Origin of the sequence: Pseudocitrobacter cyperus (genome assembly GCF_039889165.1) — a bacterium.
GTDB classification, from domain to species: Bacteria; Pseudomonadota; Gammaproteobacteria; order Enterobacterales; family Enterobacteriaceae; genus Pseudocitrobacter; species Pseudocitrobacter cyperus.
Map to the genome: position 1 here is coordinate 1,040,737 of NZ_JAYMYY010000001.1, position 18,865 is coordinate 1,059,601.

Annotated in this window: 14 protein-coding genes and 1 pseudogene; 2 read left to right on the plus strand and 13 right to left on the minus strand. The window is 54.7% G+C overall.

Annotated elements, in window-relative coordinates; all coding sequences use genetic code 11:
- The first annotated feature begins 60 nt into the window (after positions 1-60).
- Positions 61-1,251, plus strand: a complete 1,191-nt coding sequence (locus VSR74_RS05120) for an amino acid aminotransferase (protein ID WP_347793711.1) — start codon at positions 61-63, stop codon at positions 1,249-1,251.
- Positions 1,252-1,296: 45 nt separating this feature from the next.
- Here VSR74_RS05120 and VSR74_RS05125 read toward each other — a convergent pair whose 3' ends face one another.
- The 7 genes and pseudogenes from VSR74_RS05125 to cmoM form a co-directional block, all read right to left on the minus strand.
- Positions 1,297-1,944, minus strand: a complete 648-nt coding sequence (locus VSR74_RS05125; RefSeq protein WP_347793712.1) for an MBL fold metallo-hydrolase — start codon at positions 1,942-1,944, stop codon at positions 1,297-1,299.
- A gap of 15 nt (positions 1,945-1,959) precedes the next feature.
- Positions 1,960-2,511: a YcbK family protein gene (locus tag VSR74_RS05130; protein WP_015965080.1), complete on the minus strand. Its 552-nt coding sequence runs from the start codon at positions 2,509-2,511 to the stop codon at positions 1,960-1,962.
- Between the two features lie 182 nt (positions 2,512-2,693).
- Positions 2,694-4,490: a L,D-transpeptidase gene (gene ldtD, locus VSR74_RS05135; protein ID WP_347793713.1), complete on the minus strand. Its 1,797-nt coding sequence runs from the start codon at positions 4,488-4,490 to the stop codon at positions 2,694-2,696.
- A gap of 215 nt (positions 4,491-4,705) precedes the next feature.
- Positions 4,706-9,154, minus strand: a complete 4,449-nt coding sequence (mukB, locus tag VSR74_RS05140; RefSeq protein ID WP_347793714.1) for a chromosome partition protein MukB — start codon at positions 9,152-9,154, stop codon at positions 4,706-4,708.
- On the minus strand, positions 9,154-9,858 hold the full coding sequence (gene mukE, locus VSR74_RS05145; protein ID WP_347793715.1) for a chromosome partition protein MukE: 705 nt from the start codon (positions 9,856-9,858) through the stop codon (positions 9,154-9,156). Before mukE ends, mukB begins: the two co-directional genes overlap by 1 nt.
- Positions 9,839-11,161, minus strand: a complete 1,323-nt coding sequence (gene mukF / locus VSR74_RS05150; RefSeq protein ID WP_347793716.1) for a chromosome partition protein MukF — start codon at positions 11,159-11,161, stop codon at positions 9,839-9,841. Before mukF ends, mukE begins: the two co-directional genes overlap by 20 nt.
- A pseudogene (cmoM, locus tag VSR74_RS05155) lies at positions 11,158-11,944 on the minus strand (tRNA uridine 5-oxyacetic acid(34) methyltransferase CmoM). Before cmoM ends, mukF begins: the two are co-directional and overlap by 4 nt.
- A 122-nt stretch (positions 11,945-12,066) precedes the next feature.
- Here cmoM and elyC point away from each other — a divergent pair.
- On the plus strand, positions 12,067-12,846 hold the full coding sequence (gene elyC / locus VSR74_RS05160; RefSeq protein WP_347793718.1) for an envelope biogenesis factor ElyC: 780 nt from the start codon (positions 12,067-12,069) through the stop codon (positions 12,844-12,846).
- Here the strand turns inward: elyC and VSR74_RS05165 are convergent.
- From VSR74_RS05165 to msbA, 6 genes are all read right to left on the minus strand, one after another.
- Entirely contained in the window at positions 12,823-13,716 is an 894-nt protein-coding gene (locus VSR74_RS05165; RefSeq protein WP_347793719.1) for a YcbJ family phosphotransferase, read from the minus strand. The two genes, elyC and VSR74_RS05165, sit on opposite strands and share 24 nt — an antisense overlap.
- A gap of 140 nt (positions 13,717-13,856) precedes the next feature.
- Entirely contained in the window at positions 13,857-14,603 is a 747-nt protein-coding gene (kdsB, locus tag VSR74_RS05170) for a 3-deoxy-manno-octulosonate cytidylyltransferase (protein ID WP_347793720.1), read from the minus strand.
- Positions 14,600-14,782 carry a protein YcaR gene (ycaR, locus tag VSR74_RS05175; RefSeq protein ID WP_347793721.1) on the minus strand — a complete coding sequence of 61 codons (183 nt, stop codon included), beginning with the start codon at positions 14,780-14,782 and terminating at the stop codon, positions 14,600-14,602. Before ycaR ends, kdsB begins: the two co-directional genes overlap by 4 nt.
- Positions 14,783-14,835: 53 nt before the next feature.
- On the minus strand, positions 14,836-16,065 hold the full coding sequence (locus VSR74_RS05180) for a winged helix-turn-helix domain-containing protein (RefSeq protein WP_347793722.1): 1,230 nt from the start codon (positions 16,063-16,065) through the stop codon (positions 14,836-14,838).
- A 43-nt stretch (positions 16,066-16,108) separates the two neighbouring features.
- Positions 16,109-17,089: a tetraacyldisaccharide 4'-kinase gene (gene lpxK, locus VSR74_RS05185; protein ID WP_347793723.1), complete on the minus strand. Its 981-nt coding sequence runs from the start codon at positions 17,087-17,089 to the stop codon at positions 16,109-16,111.
- The gene (gene msbA / locus VSR74_RS05190; RefSeq protein WP_347793724.1) at positions 17,086-18,834 is read right to left on the minus strand and encodes a lipid A ABC transporter ATP-binding protein/permease MsbA; all 1,749 of its coding nucleotides are present in this window, start codon (positions 18,832-18,834) and stop codon (positions 17,086-17,088) included. The genes lpxK and msbA overlap by 4 nt, the downstream gene beginning before the upstream one ends.
- Positions 18,835-18,865 lie beyond the last annotated feature (31 nt).

An 18,865-nucleotide genomic window follows, 5' to 3' on the forward strand; every position in this document is an offset into this window, starting at 1 on the left:
TAAATCTACCGTTAACCTGATAGCGGATTTCTCCAAGTCACCCATAAATGGAACCTCGTCATGTTTGAGAACATTACAGCCGCCCCTGCCGACCCTATTCTGGGTCTGGCCGATCTGTTTCGTGCCGATGACCGCCCGAGCAAAATCAACCTCGGGATTGGAGTTTACAAAGATGAAACCGGTAAAACCCCGGTTCTGACCAGCGTAAAAAAAGCAGAGCTTTATCTGCTGGAAAATGAAACAACCAAAAATTATCTCGGCATTGATGGTATCCCGGAATTTGGTCGCTGCACTCAGGAGCTGCTGTTCGGTAAAGGAAGTGAAATCGTCAACGCTAAACGTGCGCGCACGGCGCAAACGCCAGGCGGTACGGGCGCGCTTCGCGTCGCGGCGGATTTCCTCGCCAAAAACACCAGTGCAAAACGTATTTGGGTAAGCAACCCAAGCTGGCCGAACCATAAAGGCGTCTTTAACGCTGCGGGTCTGGAAGTTTGTGAATATGACTACTATGACGCACAGAATCATGCGCTCAATTTTGATGGCCTTATCGCCAGTCTGAGCCATGCACAGGCGGGCGATGTGGTTCTGTTCCACGGCTGCTGTCATAACCCAACCGGTATCGATCCAACCCTGGAACAGTGGCAACAACTGGCGAAACTCTCTGCCGAAAAAGGCTGGCTGCCGCTGTTTGACTTCGCCTACCAGGGCTTTGCCCGGGGTCTGGAAGAAGATGCTGAAGGTCTGCGCGCGTTCGCTGCGCTGCATGATGAGCTGATTGTCGCCAGCTCCTACTCCAAAAACTTCGGTCTGTACAATGAGCGCGTCGGTGCCTGTACGCTGGTGACGGCTAATGCTGAAAACGCCGATCGCGCCTTCAGCCAGATGAAATCCGTTATTCGCGCCAACTACTCCAACCCACCGGCTCACGGTGCGTCCGTTGTCGCCACTATTCTCAGCAATGACGCCCTGCGCGCCATCTGGGAGCAGGAACTGACCGACATGCGTCAACGCATTCAACGTATGCGTCTGCTGTTCGTCAACACGCTGCAGGAGAAAGGCGCTAACCGTGACTTCACCTTTATCACCAAACAGAATGGGATGTTCTCGTTCAGCGGCCTGACCAAAGATCAGGTGCTGCGTCTGCGTGAAGAATTTGGGGTGTATGCGGTAGCTTCTGGCCGTATCAACGTCGCCGGGATGACGCCAGATAACATGGCTCCGCTGTGTGAAGCGATTGTCGCCGTGTTATAAGCGATGAAACGATAAAAAAAGCCGCTTAAGCGGCTTTTTTTTGATTTACCAGACCGGCATCTCATCCTGTAAAAACGGATTGTGCAGCCGCTCATAACCGAGCGTCGACAGCGGCCCGTGACCGGGAATAAACGTGACGTCATCGCCCAGCGGCAACAGCTTACGTTTAATCGCGTCGATCAATTGCGCATGGTCGCCGCGCGGAAAATCGCTGCGCCCCACCCCGCCTTTAAAGATAACATCACCGGAAATCAACAAACGTGCCGCATCGTCGAAGAAGACGATATGCCCCGGCGTATGGCCTGGACAATGGAGCACCTGCAACTTCACGTTACCCACGCTAACGGTTTCGCCTTCATTCAGCCAGCGATCGGGCGTCAGGGGCTGACACTCTTCAAGGCCAAACATCCGGCTCTGTTGCGGTAATCCCTGTAACCAGAACTCATCTTCTTTTTCCGGCCCAATCACGGGAATACCGTAATGCGCAGCCAGCTCCGCCGCCGCGCCTACGTGATCAAGATGCCCGTGAGTGAGCAAAATCTGAACCAGGGTGACGCCAGCGGCCTCCACCTGCTCTTTGATTTTCTCCGCGTCACCGCCCGGATCGACCAGCGCCGCAAGTTTCGTTTGCTCGCACCAAATCAATGAACAGTTCTGCGCGAACGCGGTAACCGGAATAATACGATAGTTCATAAGGCTCCTGTTTCGTTACCAGTGCCGCACCGGCCCGGTATCAATATGCACAAAGTTGCTACGTGGGTAGTATCCTACACCACCTGCGCGCATAGATAACGCGGCTTTGCGAATATTGCTTAACGAAACACCTTCAATATGAAAATCCATCGCCCGTCCTTTCGTGTGGTAGCTGTTTTTTGCTACACCACGGCTATGGGCACGTAATTCATTATTCGTATCAATGGCGCGATAGCCAGAGATTAACTGTACCGGGCGATTAGAGCCTAAAAGGCCCTGTAATCGATAAAGCTGATCGAATAATGAAGGGTCGATAGAGGTTATTTTATTCGCGCGAAAATCACGGAAGAAATGATTGAGTTTTGCTAATTCATCCTGAATATAGCCTCTGCCGTCAAAAAACTCGGCTTTAATCAACTCACCCGTATGGAGATTGTTCAGCGTCAGGATCCGCGGACGTGGGGTCGAGAGGGTAGCAAGTGCCGGCGTCGGCAAGATGGCAGCAGCGCCCAGCGCAGCCCCACCCAGCGCCAGCAGTTTGCGGCGATTAGCGTCAAATTTGTCCATGATAATCAGGTCTACAAGTAAATGTGATCGAAATTTATGCACTTCTGGCGCACGTAGGGCACCTTACCGGGCATTACTGCCAGCGTCAAGGCGACCATCCCAGCGCAACCCGCGCCGCCAGGGCTTTCCGGGGCGAAGGTTACGACATAGATACGACCACTAAATTACCTGAACTACTTCATTTATCTGATTAATTGTTCCGCTTTTGGCAAAATTTGTGCGCCAGATCGCGCTGTCACATCATAATTGTAAATATCTGTACGATATTGTGTCCTTCCGTCAGCATCCACAAAAGCGGTGAGGTAATAAAGATTCACCGGGATATTTTGACGAATATTCACGTAGCGCGTATTCCCCTGTTTTAATGCATCGGAAATACGAGCATCATTCCAGCCCGCGTCACCTAATAGCATACTGGCAAGTTCAGATGCCTTATTCACACGAACGCAACCTGAACTTAACGCCCGGCTATCTTTCTGGAACAAATTATGGTTCGGGGTATCGTGCAAATAAATGGCATCCGAACTTGGCATATTGAATTTATAGCGGCCCAGGGAATTACGCGGCCCCGGCGCCTGCTGGAAGCGGAACGGCAAATTGGAGGCGGTAATCGTTGACCAGTCCACTCGCCATGGGTCGATAGTCTCACTGCTGCTCCAGCCGCGCATCATCGTATAGTTATGCCGCTCCAGATAGCCGGGGTCATTGCGCAATTTCGGCAGGATATCGTTACGCGCCAGAGTCGGCGGCACATTCCATGGCGGGTTCACCACCACATTATTCAGCGCACTGCTCATCATCGGCGTTTTGCGATCAGGTCGACCGACAATTACCCGGGAAGACAACACCTGGTTGCCATCAAGGTAATAGACCAGCGAATAGGCTGGAATATTAACCATAATGCCGGTAGAGAGCGTCCCTGGCAGCAGACGCAGACGCTGAATATTCAGGGCAACCACTCCCGCACGTTCAGCACTGGAAAGATTCAACGCATCACGCGTGGCTCCGCCAATCACGCCATCGCTGCCCAGCCCCTGAGATTTCTGGAAGCGCTTAACGGCCTCCACCAGCGTGGCATCATAGGCCGCAGGCCCCGATTTAGCGGTTTTAGTTTTTGCCGATGGGCTGACCGCAGGTTCATCACCTGGCAACGCAATGTTCGGCCCGGAATCCAGCATCCCGTTGCGTTGTAAAATCTCACGCAGCGCAGGCACATCGCTGCTCCACTGACCGGGACGTAAAGAGGCTCCCGTCTTCAGTTTCGGCCAGGGTTTAACATCGGATAACAGCGACAGCAGCGTCTGATGCATCGCCTGATATTGCGGGTGCTGTGGCTCAAGCCCGGCAAGAAATTGCGGCAATGTCCCTTCAGCCAGCGCCAGTTGCCACTGATTGATGACCGACAGCGGCGGCGTCGCCATGGTGTAAGGTTTCGCGCTGTAGAGCCAGCGATTCCCCTGAACGGGGATCCCGCTGATAAAGTGCAGGTAGCCCATCAGGGCATCTGACAGCACAACATCGCGCGCCATGCCACTGACGGCAGGGTCGGTCAGTAACTCAACCCATTTAGTAAACTGCGGCTGAAAACCGGCGATGGCGACTTCGGCCAGTTGTTGCTGAAACGCACGCACCGCATCACGATTTTCCCACATCGGTTTCATCTCGTGAGCGGCGTAGAGCGTGACCAGCGGATTCAGATAGACAGGCGTATAGCCAGCAGGGAGCCATGATTGAATATCAGCGCGGCTTTTCGCCGCCGCGCCTTCAGGGAGCGGTTGAGTCCCTAACAGATTCGCCATAACGGAGGCCTGGCTTCCCGGCACAGCCAGCGCAGGCGCCGTTTCAGCGACCGTGGCGGAACTGTCTGAAGGCACAACTTCTGGCTCATCGGCCTGAGCGTTAAACAGTGGAGCAAACGCCATTGCCAGACAGATGCTCAATGTCGACAATCGACAACTCTTCATTTTATTAAGCAACATCCCTTGCCCCCTGTTATTGCTTTGGTGCTCGTCAATAACGAGCTTACTGTCAGTATATAAAAGCAAAAAAGTTTTTGCCTGACCAAGTGTAAAGAAGTCTAAAGATAATACCTCTTCCACTCCTAAAAGCAGATAGCTAAATGGGGCTTAAACCCTGAATAAGAAAAAACCCGGCGGCTTTCGCGCACCGGGTTCCATATTTACGCCCTTTTACATCACGAGGCGTCAGCCGTTCCCGGCAGCGTCTCTGGCAATTGCGGGGCAAAACCACGCAAGCCGACGACATGAACATGCTCGTGCGTGCCCACAACTTTACGCACCAGTTTATAGGTGGTGCCTTTTTCCGGACTGATGTTTTCTGGTGCGGCAATAATCAACTGCATTTCCAGACGCTCGCACAGCTCAAACAGCGTAGCGATAGAACGGGCATCCAGACGCGCAGCTTCATCAAGGAACAGCAGACGGCACGGTGACAAATCTTTCCCGCGCAAGCGTCGTGCTTCATCTTCCCAGCTCTGTACGACCATCACCAGAATCGACATCCCGGTACCGATAGCTTCACCGGTTGAGAGTGCGCCGGACTCCGCACGGAGCCAGCCGTCGGAACCACGGTTAACTTCCACTTCCATCTCAAGGTAGCTACGATAATCGAGCAGTTCCTCACCGATGGTTTGTGGAGTACGTTGCCCCATATCGATTTGCGGGTTAAGACGAGAGTAAAGCTTTGCCAGCGCTTCAGAGAAGGTCAGGCGATTACTGTTGAAGAGATCCTGATGCTGTTCGTGTTGTTCAGACAGCACATTCAGCAGCGTCGCATGCGTTTCCCGCACGTTGACGTTCAGACGCACGCTGTTGACCTGACCAAACGATACATTTTGCAGGCCCTGGTTCAACTGGCGAATACGGTTCTGCTCGCGCTGAATGGTTTTGCGGATGATATTCGCCACGCTGCGAGAGCTGATCGCCAGCTTCTGTTCGCGCCCGGTCAGCTCTTCGGTCAGACGGCTCAGTTCAATTTCCATCTGTTCAATCGCTTCGACCGGATCATCGGTGCGGATGATATCCTGGCGGATACGCTCGCGCAGATGCTGGTATACAGCAACAAAGAACTGAATTTTGCGCTCCGGACGTTTAGGATCTTCCGACATACGCAGCACATCGCGTAAATGTTCGTTATCCGCCACCGCCAGACGCAGCGCGCCCAGCGCTTTATCCGACATAGAACGCAGATCATCAGCGGAAAGATAGGCCAGTTCACGGCGGTGAAGGCGACGCTCAACGCCGTTATCTTTCACCAGACGCATCACCGCGCACCACCCGGCCTTCGCGCTAACCACCTGTTCACGCATCTCCAGGTAATCACGCTCCAGCTTACGCAGCTTGCGGTTCAGGTTGTCCATCTCCGCTTCGCAGAAGGTCAGCGCTTTTTCCAGTTGATTACGACGCGCACGGTTATTGCTGAGCTGCGCATGCAGCTCATCACGCCGGATACGCGCCCGCTCTTCCGCCCCGCTGTCGGCACGAACGCCGATATCCTGCAACTCTTTGTAGAGATCGTTCAGCAGCTCTTTTTTGGTGTCATAAGAACTTTTCAACGATGCCAGAACCTGGCTGTACTGGCTGAGCTGTGCGGCATGGGTACGCATCGCGTCGCGAGCGCGAGTACGTTCGCTCTCCGCCTGCTCCAGGCGCTGGCGCAGTTTTTCGTTGAGATCGCTATTCCCGCTGAGCATTTCCGCGGAGTCGGAGTAACTAAAGTGCGCGCGGCGCTGTACCACTTCCGTCAGGGCAAATGCCTGCTGACGCGCTTCGCGCTGTACCTGCTGCGACCAGGCGTAATCCTCTTTCAGTTGTTCAAACTGCTCCGGGTCACTCTGCAGTACCGAAACGACCGGTTCCAGCTTCGCCAGTTGATTACCGTGCTGCTGAATAAAGCGCGCGGCTTCCTGCGCTTCATCCAGACGTTCCTGAATTTCATCAACGCGATCGGCCAGCGTTTCATCCGCCAGCAGACTCAGACGCGGCAGCAGGCGGTTCAACTGGGCGACGCCCTCTTTCGCCTGCTCAAACTGAGTACGCTGCTGTTGGTTATCGCTTTCGTGCGTATTCAGGGCACGTTCCAGCTCGCCACGGCGGGTATTCAGTTTACGAATTTCCGCTTCCGGATCGTCGTCAAATGCCACCGACAGATGACTACCGATAAAGCGGCTAAAAGCCTGATGTAAACGCTGAGTTTTTTGTACATCGAAGGAGAGCGTGGCAAACCGCTCTGACAACACCTCACGCTCGGCATGCAGACTTTCAATACGGTTTTCACGCGCAGCGCGGCCAAACAGTGGCAGCGTCGGGAAGCGAGAGTAACGCCACTGGCGATCGGCAATCTTCACCACCACCGCTTTTTCCAGCTCATCCACGCTAAAGACGCTGTCATCGAACGACTGCGGATCGCCCTCGATCAGATAGAGATCTTCCGGACAATCTTCCAACCCTTCAAGCTGCTCGGCAATTTGCGAGAGATCCGGCACCACAATCGCGTGACGGGACGGGCCGTAAAGCGCCGAGAAGTACGGCGCATCGTCAAGGCTGACATCGTCATAAATTTCTGACAGCAGCACGCCGCCAAAGCGTTCGGCCAGCGCGTTAAGACGCCCATCTTCCGAGCCGCCAGGCTGACTTAAGCGTTCGATCTCTTCGTCAATTTCACGTTTACGAGTACCGACTTCATCACGCTCAACAATCGCTTCGCGCTCACGCTCCAGCAGTTGCTGCAAATACTCGGTCACATCGGAACTGGACTCGAACTGCTCACCGCTCTGTTCACAAAGCTGGTTCAGGCTGTTCTGCGCCGCCAGCCAGACCGGCGCGCGGTGCATCAGCGCAGAGATGCGCGACTGCAACGTTTCCAGCTCCTGGCGCAGGGACATGCGCTGCTCGCTGGCGCTGGAAACGCTGTCGGAAAGCGCAGTAATACGCGCTTCCAGCTCCTGATGCAGGTTTTCCAGATCTTCAATATCGTAGTGTTTACCCTGACGTTTGCAGAACTCGGCCAGCAGACGTTCCGCTTCTTGTTGCTCGCGCAGACGCTGTTCCAGTTCGTTCAGGCGGCTACGCAGAGCATGGCTCTGTTCCGCCAGGTGACGCTGGTTAACACCGTCACGCAGCAGTTCGCGGGCCACGTTCCAGGCTTCATCACGGGCAACCGGGCCGTTAATCGCCGCAACAATTTGGTAGGCTTGTTCGAACTGGCTGTGGGCGGTTTGCGCCACGCTCATTTTCTGTTCGAGAGAGAGCAGTTTTTCAGTCGCTTCTTGCTCTTTGGCCTGGAAAGTTTCCAGCCATTGATCGGCGCTGTCTGGCGTTAGATCCGGCAGGTGGCACAGCTCTTTGGCGCGAGCCAGCGCCTGCTGCGCCTGGTTGTACTGAATGGCGCGAGTTTGCTGTACGTCCAGCGCCTGCTGGTAGTCAGCAAGCTGGCTTTTCAGCTCATCCACTTCCAGTTCAGCGGCTTCGGCACGGGCTTCGTTATCTTCCTGCTGCTCCGCCGCTTCGGCGACCACTTCGTTCTGTTCTTCAAGACGAACCTGTAGCTCTTCTAAATCCGCTTCGTAGCGCTCAATTTTTTCCTGCTGGCGCAACGCGGTCTGTACCAGGTTCAGGTGATCGCTTGCCGCCTGGTGATCGGCCTCGAGATCGCCTTCCGCGCCGTTGTGCTCCTGCAACTCACGGGCCATATCGACGTGTTTATACTGCTCCGCCGCCAGTTGCTGACGCGAGGTAAACAGTTCACGACGATATTCCAGCGCTTTATCCAGATGAATGCGGCGCTCGTTGGCGTGACGCATATAATCCGCCGCCACGTAATCCGTCGCTTCGGAAATCAGGTGCTTGAACAGGTCTCGGTCTGACTGGGTGACACGAATCGCTTCCAGCGTCATGCGGTTTTCACGCAGCGCCGCTTCCATATCCTGGAAGGCTTTACGCACACCGCTGTTTTCCGGCAGCAGGTAGTCGCGCAGAGAACGGGTAATGGCGCTGGAGATCCCGCCGTACAGTGAGGCTTCAATCAGGCGATAGAACTTGCTACGGTCAGACGCGGAACGCAGACGACGCGCCACGATGCCCAGATCGAACATCAGCGAGTGATAATCAGTGATTGAGTTGAACTGCTTAAACTGGACGCCTTCGATGGCTTCAAGCTTTTCTTTCAGCTCCTGAAGAGTCAGTACGCGCGCCTGGCGCTCGTTGAGCGTTTCGGTGAGCAGCGACGTCGGCTGCATGGAGGTCGGCAAGCCCTGAATGGCGAACGGTTTGATGTCGACTTTACGGTCGCGCCCGGCGACCTGCTGCAGACGTACACCCACCACCACGCGCTGATGGCGCGAGTTCATGACATCCAGTACCGAATAGCAGACGCCTGCTTTCAGTTTACCGTGCAGGCCTTTATCACGCGAACCGCTGGTCGCGCCCGCTTCGGTGGTGTTACGGAAGTGCAGCAGGGTTAAATCCGGGATCAGCGCCGTGACGAAAGCCGCCATGGTGGTGGATTTCCCTGCCCCATTACCGCCCGACAGGGTGGTGACTAATTCATCAAGGTCAAAGGTACGGGCGAAGAACCCGTTCCAGTTAATCAGCGTTAGCGAACGAAATTTACCGCGATCGATCATTACTCTTCCTCCCCGCTATCCGGCTGACTGTCTTCATTCTCATCATTGAGTTGCAGATGGTTTTCAATTGCCATCGCTTCGCCGTCGCGGATCATACGCAGTTGCGCTTCACGCGGATCGTCGCCAGAGCGCACATCTGCGCCAAAGCGAAATACGGATTCGGTGATGCGGAATTTACTGCTGTCGTGTCCCATAAACCACACCATTCCCAGACGGCGCAGACGGTTGAGGGACGAACGAACTTTCTCCTGCAATTTCTGGCGATCGAGATCGGAACCGGTGGAGCGGTTGTTCACCAGCTTCAGCAGTTTGGCTTCATCCGCTAAGGTCAGCAGCTCATCGTAGAGCTCCTGCTGGGTGAAGATCCCCTCATTCGCCAGGCGCTCCGGGCTCAGGTAGAGGTAACAGAGGATTTTACCGACCATCATATCCAGTTCAGAAAGCACCGAACGCGGGATAAGCGTAGTCGAACGCGGGCGCAGGTAGAAGAACCCTTCCGGCGCACGAATCAGCTCAACGTTATAGCGAGCATAAAACTCTTCCAGATACTCCTGGAAATCCATCAAAAAGGCGTGATTATCCAGCTCATCCAGACCGATATGCCGACCCGCACGCAACGCGCTATCCAGCGCCGGAAAAATAGGATTGGCCAGGGCCTGCGCCAGCTTGACTGGCATCACTTGTTCAATATTTGTCGATGACATGCGCCTGTACCTTGGCTCCGTAATCATTAATTGGCTGCCATTTTGCGGGCAACCCGGTGAAATCTGCTTGTGCAAAGCCTAAACGAACCGCCTGATCGACCACGATACGCGCCACATCAAAGTGCCGCGCCCGCGGATACTGGAGCAGGTATTCTTTCACGACAAGACCCAGATCCAGCGGCAATTCTTTGGTTTTATAAATGGCCAGTTGTTGTTCAATCAACGCCGCCAGTTGCTCGCGGATTTCGTTAAACTCTTCGTACTCTAAATCAGGCGGAAGTTCACCCATTACTTCTTCATCGCGCAACGTCATCTCTTCATCACGCATATCCAGCAGGCGATCGGCGCTGGCGTAGGTCAGTGCCCACGGTGCATCGAAGTACGTTTGAACCGACTGACGCAAGCGCTGGGCAAACACCCGGTTTTTATCCATATCGATAGCGGTACGAATAAACTTATGTACGTGGCGATCGTAGCCAATCCACAGATCAATCGCCTGCTGGCCCCAGCTCACAATGCGGTCGAGCTTGCTCTGCAAGTCAAAGACCAGATGATCGACAAAATGCAGGTCATCATGGCTCAGCGTCGCGTCCTGGATGCGCAACAGGTTTGCCTGCAGCTTATCGCCCGCCGCGTCCAGCGTATCCTGCAGTTCGCGCAGGGTGCCGGACGTTTCAGAAAGCAGCATCTCACAACTGGAGATGGCTGCGCGCCAGTCTTTATTCAGCAACTGGGCGATATCGTCTTTTACCGATTGCTGCTGCTCATCCATGATGCGCTGCGTGAGATCGATACTGTCGAAAATTTCGGCCACGGAATATTTCAGCGGCGCATAAACGTTACGGTGCCAGTGGAACTCATCACCGCCTTCGGTGGCGGCATCGGCGGCACGCTTGAGTTCACCTGCCACAATAGAGAGTTGCATCGACAGGCGTAACGTTGAAAATTCACGCTGGCGAATATAGTAATCGGTGATGCCGATCCCAAGTGGTGTCAGACGGTAAATCGAGTTACCTTCCGTCACTTCGCTGGTAAAGCGGTTCAGCAGACGTTGTCGAACCAAATCGTTAATCGCGTTGTTGGCACGCGTACTGATGGTTTCACTGGTTTGCTCAAACGCATCACTCACATGACGAAACGCGTCCACCAGCTCGCCTTCCGTCATTTCACCCTCCAGTCGTTCACCGTTCAGCGTCGCAACAGCCAATAAAAACGAGAGCCTGTCGACCGGAAGCGAGATGGCAAAATCGTTTTTTCTGGCCCAGGCAACCAGTTCGGGGACTGTCTGGGAAAATTCACTCATAGTTTATCCTTGCTTCTGCGGCTTCAGCGCGGTGACATGAATATAACGCCCCAGGCTAATGTAAGGCTCCTGACGGCAATAGCGCGTCTCTAATTCCAGCAACATCTCATAGTTGTCGTGTTGCCGATGCTTTTCGCGCAGATAGTCATGAAACACTCGCACGCCGGTTTTCCCGGTGACCTGCCAGCCAGCCTCTTCCAGCCAGCTATAGACCTGTTGCGGATCGCGCGGATAGTTCGGCGACAGCGTCCGCTTTTTCTTTTTCGGCATACCGATCATGACATAGTCAAAATTGCCGGCCACCATGTTATGCATCAACAAGCCGTTTGCATTGTAGAACATTAATGATAATGCGCCGCCCGGACGTAGTACGGACCATAACGCATCAAGCGCGTCTTTCGGTTCCGCCACCCACTCCAGCACAGCATGAAACAATATCAGATCAACCGGGGTTTCCAAATGCTGAGCCACATCCTGAACCGCGCATTGTATAAAATGCATGTTGTCGCTCACACCTTTGTCGCTGGCAGCCTGTTTTGCACGGGCAATCATCTCAGCGGAAAGATCGCACAGAATCACCTCGTGACCAAGCTGGGCCATTTTAATCGCCGTCTGCCCTTCACCGCCACCCGCGTCCAGGACGCTGAGTTTTCGTGAACCAAACGTTTCCAGCAGCCGGTTCAGATCCTGCCATAAAATGGCCTGACGCAATTGACCTTTGGTGGTTCCATAGATATTGCGCGAAAATTTTTCCGCGATGTCATCAAAATTGCGATCCTGCACAGGACGACCCCACTCGCCAACAACAAGGCGGCTATTTTGTCACACCCACGGCGATAATGAAGCTATCTGTTGTAATATCCCTGCGTTGATCCACTTAGATGGTTAAAAAAGGAACCATTCAGATGCTTTTTATGCTGAAAAAGTATATTGGCGGGATGATGTTGCCACTGCCGCTGCTGCTTTTACTGACGGGGCTAGGATTATTCCTGGTTTGGTTTACGCGTTTTCAGAAGACGGGCAAAACGGCGATCACCGCAGGCTGGCTCCTGATATTGCTGTTAAGCCTACAGCCTGTTGCCGATGGCTTACTGAAACCTATTGAGGATAAATATCCCACATGGCGCGGAGAGCAACACGCTGAATATATCGTGGTGCTGGGCGGCGGATACACCTGGGATCCGGAATGGGCCCCCAGTTCAAACCTTATAAACAACAGCCTGCCACGCCTCAATGAAGGCATTCGCCTGTGGCGAGCGAATCCGGGTTCAAAAATGATCTTCACCGGCGCCCGTGCGCTGACCAACCCGGTCAGCACTGGCGAAGCCGGTGCCCGCGTGGCGGAAAGCCTCGGTGTCCCACGCAGCGAGATAATTGTACTGGACACCCCAAAAGATACGGAAGAAGAAGCGGCGGCGGTGAAAACCGCGATTGGCGATGCACCGTTCCTGCTGGTGACATCCGCTTCACATCTGCCGCGCGCGATGATCTTCTTCCAGCACGCCGGCCTTAACCCGCTTCCCGCACCGGCCAACCAGCTCGCGATCCAATCACCGCTGAATCCGTGGGAGAGAGCGATCCCCTCCCCCGTCTGGCTGATGCACAGCGATCGCGTCGGCTATGAGACGCTCGGGCGCATCTGGCAGTGGTTGAAAGGGATTTCAGGAGAGCCAGGGAAGCAGTGATTTGCTCGCCAGCTCGAAGTTCGCGCGATTAAAACGCCCGGTATTGACCAACTGGGCAACTTCATCCCACAGCAAGTAGAGCCAGCGTCGCCAGAGGAAGGATTCCGCCACTGGCGCGCGCTGGAGGTAGCGCCACAGTAGCCCTTCCGCCAGGCCCCCCTCCGTAAGACGAAACAGTTCGAACTCGCGTGGAGCCCACAGCATCGCCCCCGGGCCAACCATCGCCAGCAACTGATCGCTGCGCGCGTCTTTGAGCATACTGCGCAGCGTTAAGTTACCGTGAATAAGGACGCTGTTATCGTTGAAGCCTTCAAACAAGGCAGGCAAACATTCGCGTGTACGGAACAGGATGCGTTTGTCCTGCATTGTCATCCCGGTGTTTTGATAGAGGTTGAGTGTTCCCCAAAGCACCTCGACGCGCTGGCGATACCAGTGCGGCCAGAGATTTTCCTGGGTGCTATCGACAAACCCCACCAAACCGCCGCTATCTTGCCGATGCCAGGCCAGTAACCCCTCGACAATCTGATCTTTTAGTTGCTCCCAGCGCTCCGGAGTACGGGCTGGCGCCTCCACCGGCACACCACGCAAACGTTCCAGCAACAGCACGTCCGGGCCGGGGTGTTCCTCATGAGTCATCACGCCATAAACGACCGGCATACGCACGGTGCCGCTGCGGGCGAGCATAGAAATTTTCCATGCCAGTTGCCGCGCCAACCCAGGCGTTGTGAAACTTCTGGCCAACAAAGGAAGTGGATGACCGTGGGCGTCGTACAGTGACCACAGCGCGGTATCGGGCTTTTCGTTGATGCACTCCACCCGGCTGAGTTGTTCACCCAGAAGGTGGCTGAGTTCGGCACGCAGTTGTTCCATTTCAGTTTGCCCTCATAAAAGCTACTGCTTTTATAATGAGCACATGACAGGCAGTTGTCACCGGATAAGATCAAAACTGTTACAGAAAACAGGGGAATACGTAGCGGTAAGCAGCCCCCGCAGAAACGGGGGCAAGAGGATCATTTCATTTCAGCACGAACGCGCGCCAGGTCTTCCGGCGTATCCACACCAGTGCCCGGCACTTCCTGCGCAACGGCAACGTGAATTTTTTCGCCGTACCACAGCACACGCAGTTGCTCGAGCATCTCGATCTGCTCAAGCGGACTCGGCGCCCAGCCGACGTAACGACGGATAAATCCGGCGCGATAGCCGTAAATGCCGATATGGCGCAGCAAGGAGTCTCCCACCGTTTCACGGCTTTGCGCGAAGCGGTCACGATCCCACGGGATGGTAGCGCGGGAGAAATAGAGTGCATAGCCCTCTTTGTCCATCACCACTTTCACCGCATTCGGGTTAAAGGCTTCTTCTGCGTTGTCGATAGGTACCGCAAGCGTCGCCATACCGGCTTTACTGGCCGCCAGGTTGTCCGCCACCTGACGAATAATAACCGCAGGGATCATCGGTTCATCACCCTGTACGTTCACCACAATGGTGTCATCGCTAAAGCCGCACTTCTCTACGACTTCCGCCAGACGTTCGGTACCGGACTGATGATCGGCTCGGGTCATGCACACCTCCCCGCCAGCCGCTTCCACCGCTTTAGCGACCTCAGCGTGATCGGTCGCCACAATGATGCGATCCGCACCGGATTCGCGAGCGCGTTCCAGTACGTGGACAATCATCGGTTTGCCATTGATATCCTGCAACGGTTTACCAGGCAGGCGCGTAGAAGCGAAACGCGCCGGAATAATGACGACAAAACTCATGGTCTGCTCTCTTCTACCGCCAGCGGACGGGCTTCATGTTCTAACAATACCGGGATCCCATCACGGAACGGAAACGCCAGATTATCAATTTTGCAGATCAGTTCCTGCTTATCCTGGCTGTAGTAGAGTTTGCCGTTACAAACCGGGCAAGCGATAATTTCTAGTAAACGGTGATCCATGGTTCCTCCTGATGCACCGGGTAGGCCTCGATGCAGCATATCATAGTGCCATCTCAGGCAACGTCAATTTCCCAACCATCCCGCTGATGCGAAAAGAGCTTTTCCGGTAGCCGCTGAAGGCGGATCCGCTCTGCGCCCTGCCAGCGAGCAAAATCATCCAGCGCCTGTTTGATGCCCTTTTCCAGTGAGGCGCTGATCCGCGTCCCTTCTTCCAGATAAAGTGCAAAAATTTCCAGTACGCCCTCTTTACGGTGCATTTTACTGTCGATGCGCCCTACCAGCTTACCCTGATGCAATATCGGCAAAACAAAATAGCCATACTGGCGTTTCGAAGCCGGGGTATAGCATTCGAGGCGATAGGTAAAATCAAAAAACTGCTCGGCGCGTTTACGATCCCAGACGATGGGGTCGAAAGGCGAAAGTACGGTACTGTGCGTCGCCTTCAGCTTCCCTTCCGCCGCCCGAGCAAGCAGTGGCAACATATCCGCATGCACCCACATTTCGCCCAGTTGTTCGACCTGTACGGGGATCGCCTGCTGTGCCTCCTGCCAACGCGCCAGTAACGACGGCAGGTCGGGTTGTCGCAGACGATAGTAATCCGCGAGCCATTGCGGGCGGAAAATCCCCAGGCTGCGCGCGCTGTTTTCCAGCATTATCGCTTCGGCATCATCCTGTGAAAGCGCATGCAACTCATCCTGCCAGCCTGGCATCACCCGATGGGTCAGATCATACACGCGCTGGAAGTTTCGCCGTTCTATCACCATCACTTTTCCGGCGGTGAATAGTCCCTCGAGGTGACGTTTGTGGGGCTTCCACTCCCACCAGCCGCTTGCGCCTTTGCGGGGATGAACAAAATCCGCCGAACGAACCGGGCCGTTTTTAGCAATATGGGTAATCAGTGAGTCAATTTCTTCGGCGTGTTCCGCCATCCACTCCGCATGATATTTCCAGCCCATATTATGCGGTGAGAGCATCTTATGACGCACTAAGGGGAAATCTGAACGGGGTAAGAAACAGGCTTCGTGTGCCCAATACTCCATCAACTCACCGCGCGTCAGCGCGTCATCCAGCCAGTTCTGCGGATAGGCGCCAAGACGGCTGAAGAGCACCAGATAGGGGCTGCGAGCGACAACGTTGATGGTATCAATTTGCAGCAGCGACATACGCTGAATAGTGGAGAGAATATCTGCTGGTTTTGGCCGACGCCGTGGGCGATTTAATAACCCCTGTGCGGCAAGGTGGAGATGGCGCGCTGCGCTAAGGGTCAGATGCAACTCTGGCATGTTACGTCCCCATATTAAGCCCTTGCGCCATCCGCCCCGGCGGTTATTTTTGCGCCAGAGCGATCAGTTCCTGAAGCAGTCTTTGCGCCTGCTGCCCGCCTAATTCGGCATCAACCGGCAGATACCACCAGTTATCCCGGGCGAAAGCCCGACACTTCACGGCGTCTTTTTCAGTCATAATAAGTGATTGCCCCGGCGCGGTTAGCGCCAGGACATCAGACTCAGTGAGCGCCTGATGGTCGGCCAGCGCCACGGTTTTCACCGGATGCAGGCCACTGTTTTCGAGCGTGGCAAAAAAGCGTGGTGGATGACCAATACCCGCCATCGCCACCACATTGTGCAACGCTGTTAGCGGGGCGTGTTCACCAGTCAGCAAATTCACCGCCAGGCCTGGTTGTAGGCGCATGGGTATTTCACCCGCCAGCGGCGTACCGCCGTTGGTGATCACCGCATCTACCGACTTTAAACGTGAAGCGCGTTCGCGCATCGGCCCGGCAGGAAGCCACCAGCCATTACCAAAGCGGCGTATACCATCCACCACCACAATCTCTTTATCACGCGCCAGGCGGTAGTGCTGTAAGCCATCGTCGGTGATGATGAGTTGCAGAGGATGGGCGGCAAGCAGCGCGTTAACAGCGTCAGAACGGACAGGCGATACGGCCACTGGCGCGCCCGTGCGCTGAAAAATCAGCACGGGTTCATCACCCGCCTCAGCGGTGGTGGTTTGCGCGTTGAGCAACAACGGATAGCTTTCCGCTTTCCCGCCATAGCCGCGAGAAACCACACCAACGCGAATACCCTGCTTTTGCAATTGCTCAACCAGCCAAATCACCACCGGCGTTTTCCCGTTACCGCCTGCTGTCAGGTTGCCTACGACAACCACGGGCACCGGTGCTCGCCAGGCTTTTTTAAGGCCCAGCTTATAGCTCAGACGGATAAGCCCACTCACCAGGCCATATAGCCAGGAGAGCGGTAACAGTAGCAACCAGAGCGGTGATTCGCCCGACCAAATGCGCGCTATCATTCGCCAAATTGCATCTTATGCAATTGTGCGTAGACGCCGCGATGTGCAAGTAAGTCTGCGTGGCTACCGCGTTCAACAATGCGACCATCTTCCACCACGACAATTTCGTCCGCCTGTTCGATAGTCGACAGGCGGTGCGCAATCACCAGCGAAGTACGGTTTTTCTGTAGCTCGTCAAGAGCAGCCTGAATGGCGCGTTCCGATTCCGTATCCAACGCAGAGGTGGCTTCGTCCAGGATCAGTATCGGGCTGTCGCGCAGCAGCGCACGGGCAATCGCGATACGCTGACGCTGACCACCGGAAAGCAGTACCCCGTTTTCACCAATAATCGTATCCAGCCCCTGATCCATCTTGTTGATGAAGTCCATGGCATAAGCCATTTCAGCCGCTTTCTCGATCTGCTCACGACTGAACTCTTCGGTACGCGCATACGCAATGTTATTCGCCACCGTGTCGTTGAACAGGTGAACATTTTGCGACACCAACGCCACCTGATTACGCAGCGAAGGCAAAGTGTATTCACGCAGATCGTGACCATCCAGCAGAATTTGCCCCTGGTCGATGTCGTAGAAACGGGTGATCAAGCTGGCAATCGTCGATTTACCAGAACCTGAACGGCCAACCAGCGCAACCGTCTTTCCTTCCGGGATGGAGAGATTGATATCGCGCAGCGCAGGCGCTTCACGCCCAGGGTAAGTAAAGGTGACATCACGGAACTCGAGATCCCCTTTCGCGCGCTTAATAACGCGCGTCCCTTCGTCTTTTTCCTGTTCGCTGTCGAGGATGGCAAACAGCGTCTGGCAAGCGGCCATCCCGCGCTGGAACTGAGCATTGACGTTAGTCAGGGATTTCAGCGGACGCATCAGTGCAATCATCGATGAGAAAACAACGGTGATAGTACCGGCAGTCAGGGTTTCCATCACGCTTGGGAAACTGGCGGCATAGAGTACGAATGCCAGTGCCAGAGAGGCAATAAGCTGAATGATCGGGTCAGAGATAGACGATGCCGAGACCATTTTCATGCCCTGGGTACGCATCTTATTGCTGACCTTATCAAAGCGTTTCGTTTCGACTTCCTGCCCACCGAAAATCAGCACCTCTTTGTGCCCTTTCAGCATCTGCTCCGCACTGGTGGTCACCTGCCCCATCGTGTTTTGCATGTTTTTACTGATGCTACGGAAGCGTTTAGAGACCACCCGGATAGCGATTGACACAACCGGTGCCAGCACGATGAGGATCAGCGACAACTGCCAACTGTAATAAAACATCATGATGAACAGGCCGATAATCGACGCCCCTTCACGCACCACGGTAATCAGCGCACCGGAAGAGGACGAAGCCACCTGCTCAGAGTCGTAAGTGATACGCGAAAGCAGCGTCCCCGTCGATTGCTTATCGAAGAAAGAGACGGGCATCCCCATCATATGACTGAATAAGCGGCGACGCATGGTCATCACCACTTTGCCGGAAACCCAGGAAATACAATAGCTTGAGATATAACTGGTGATGCCCCTCAGGATCATCAACCCGATAACCACCAGCGGCATCCACAGCAGCACTGACCTGTCAGTTTTACCAAAACCCTCATCCAGTAACGGTTTAAGGAGCGATAGCATGAAGGTATCGCTGGCTGCGTTGAAAACTAATGCAACCGCAGCCACAATCAGCCCCGCTTTAAATGGCGCAATGGTTGGCCAGAGTCGGCGGAAGGTCTGCCACGTGGAGAGATCTTTGTCGTTCTGCATTCAAAAAACCAGCTTATGTTGAAATAGCCGC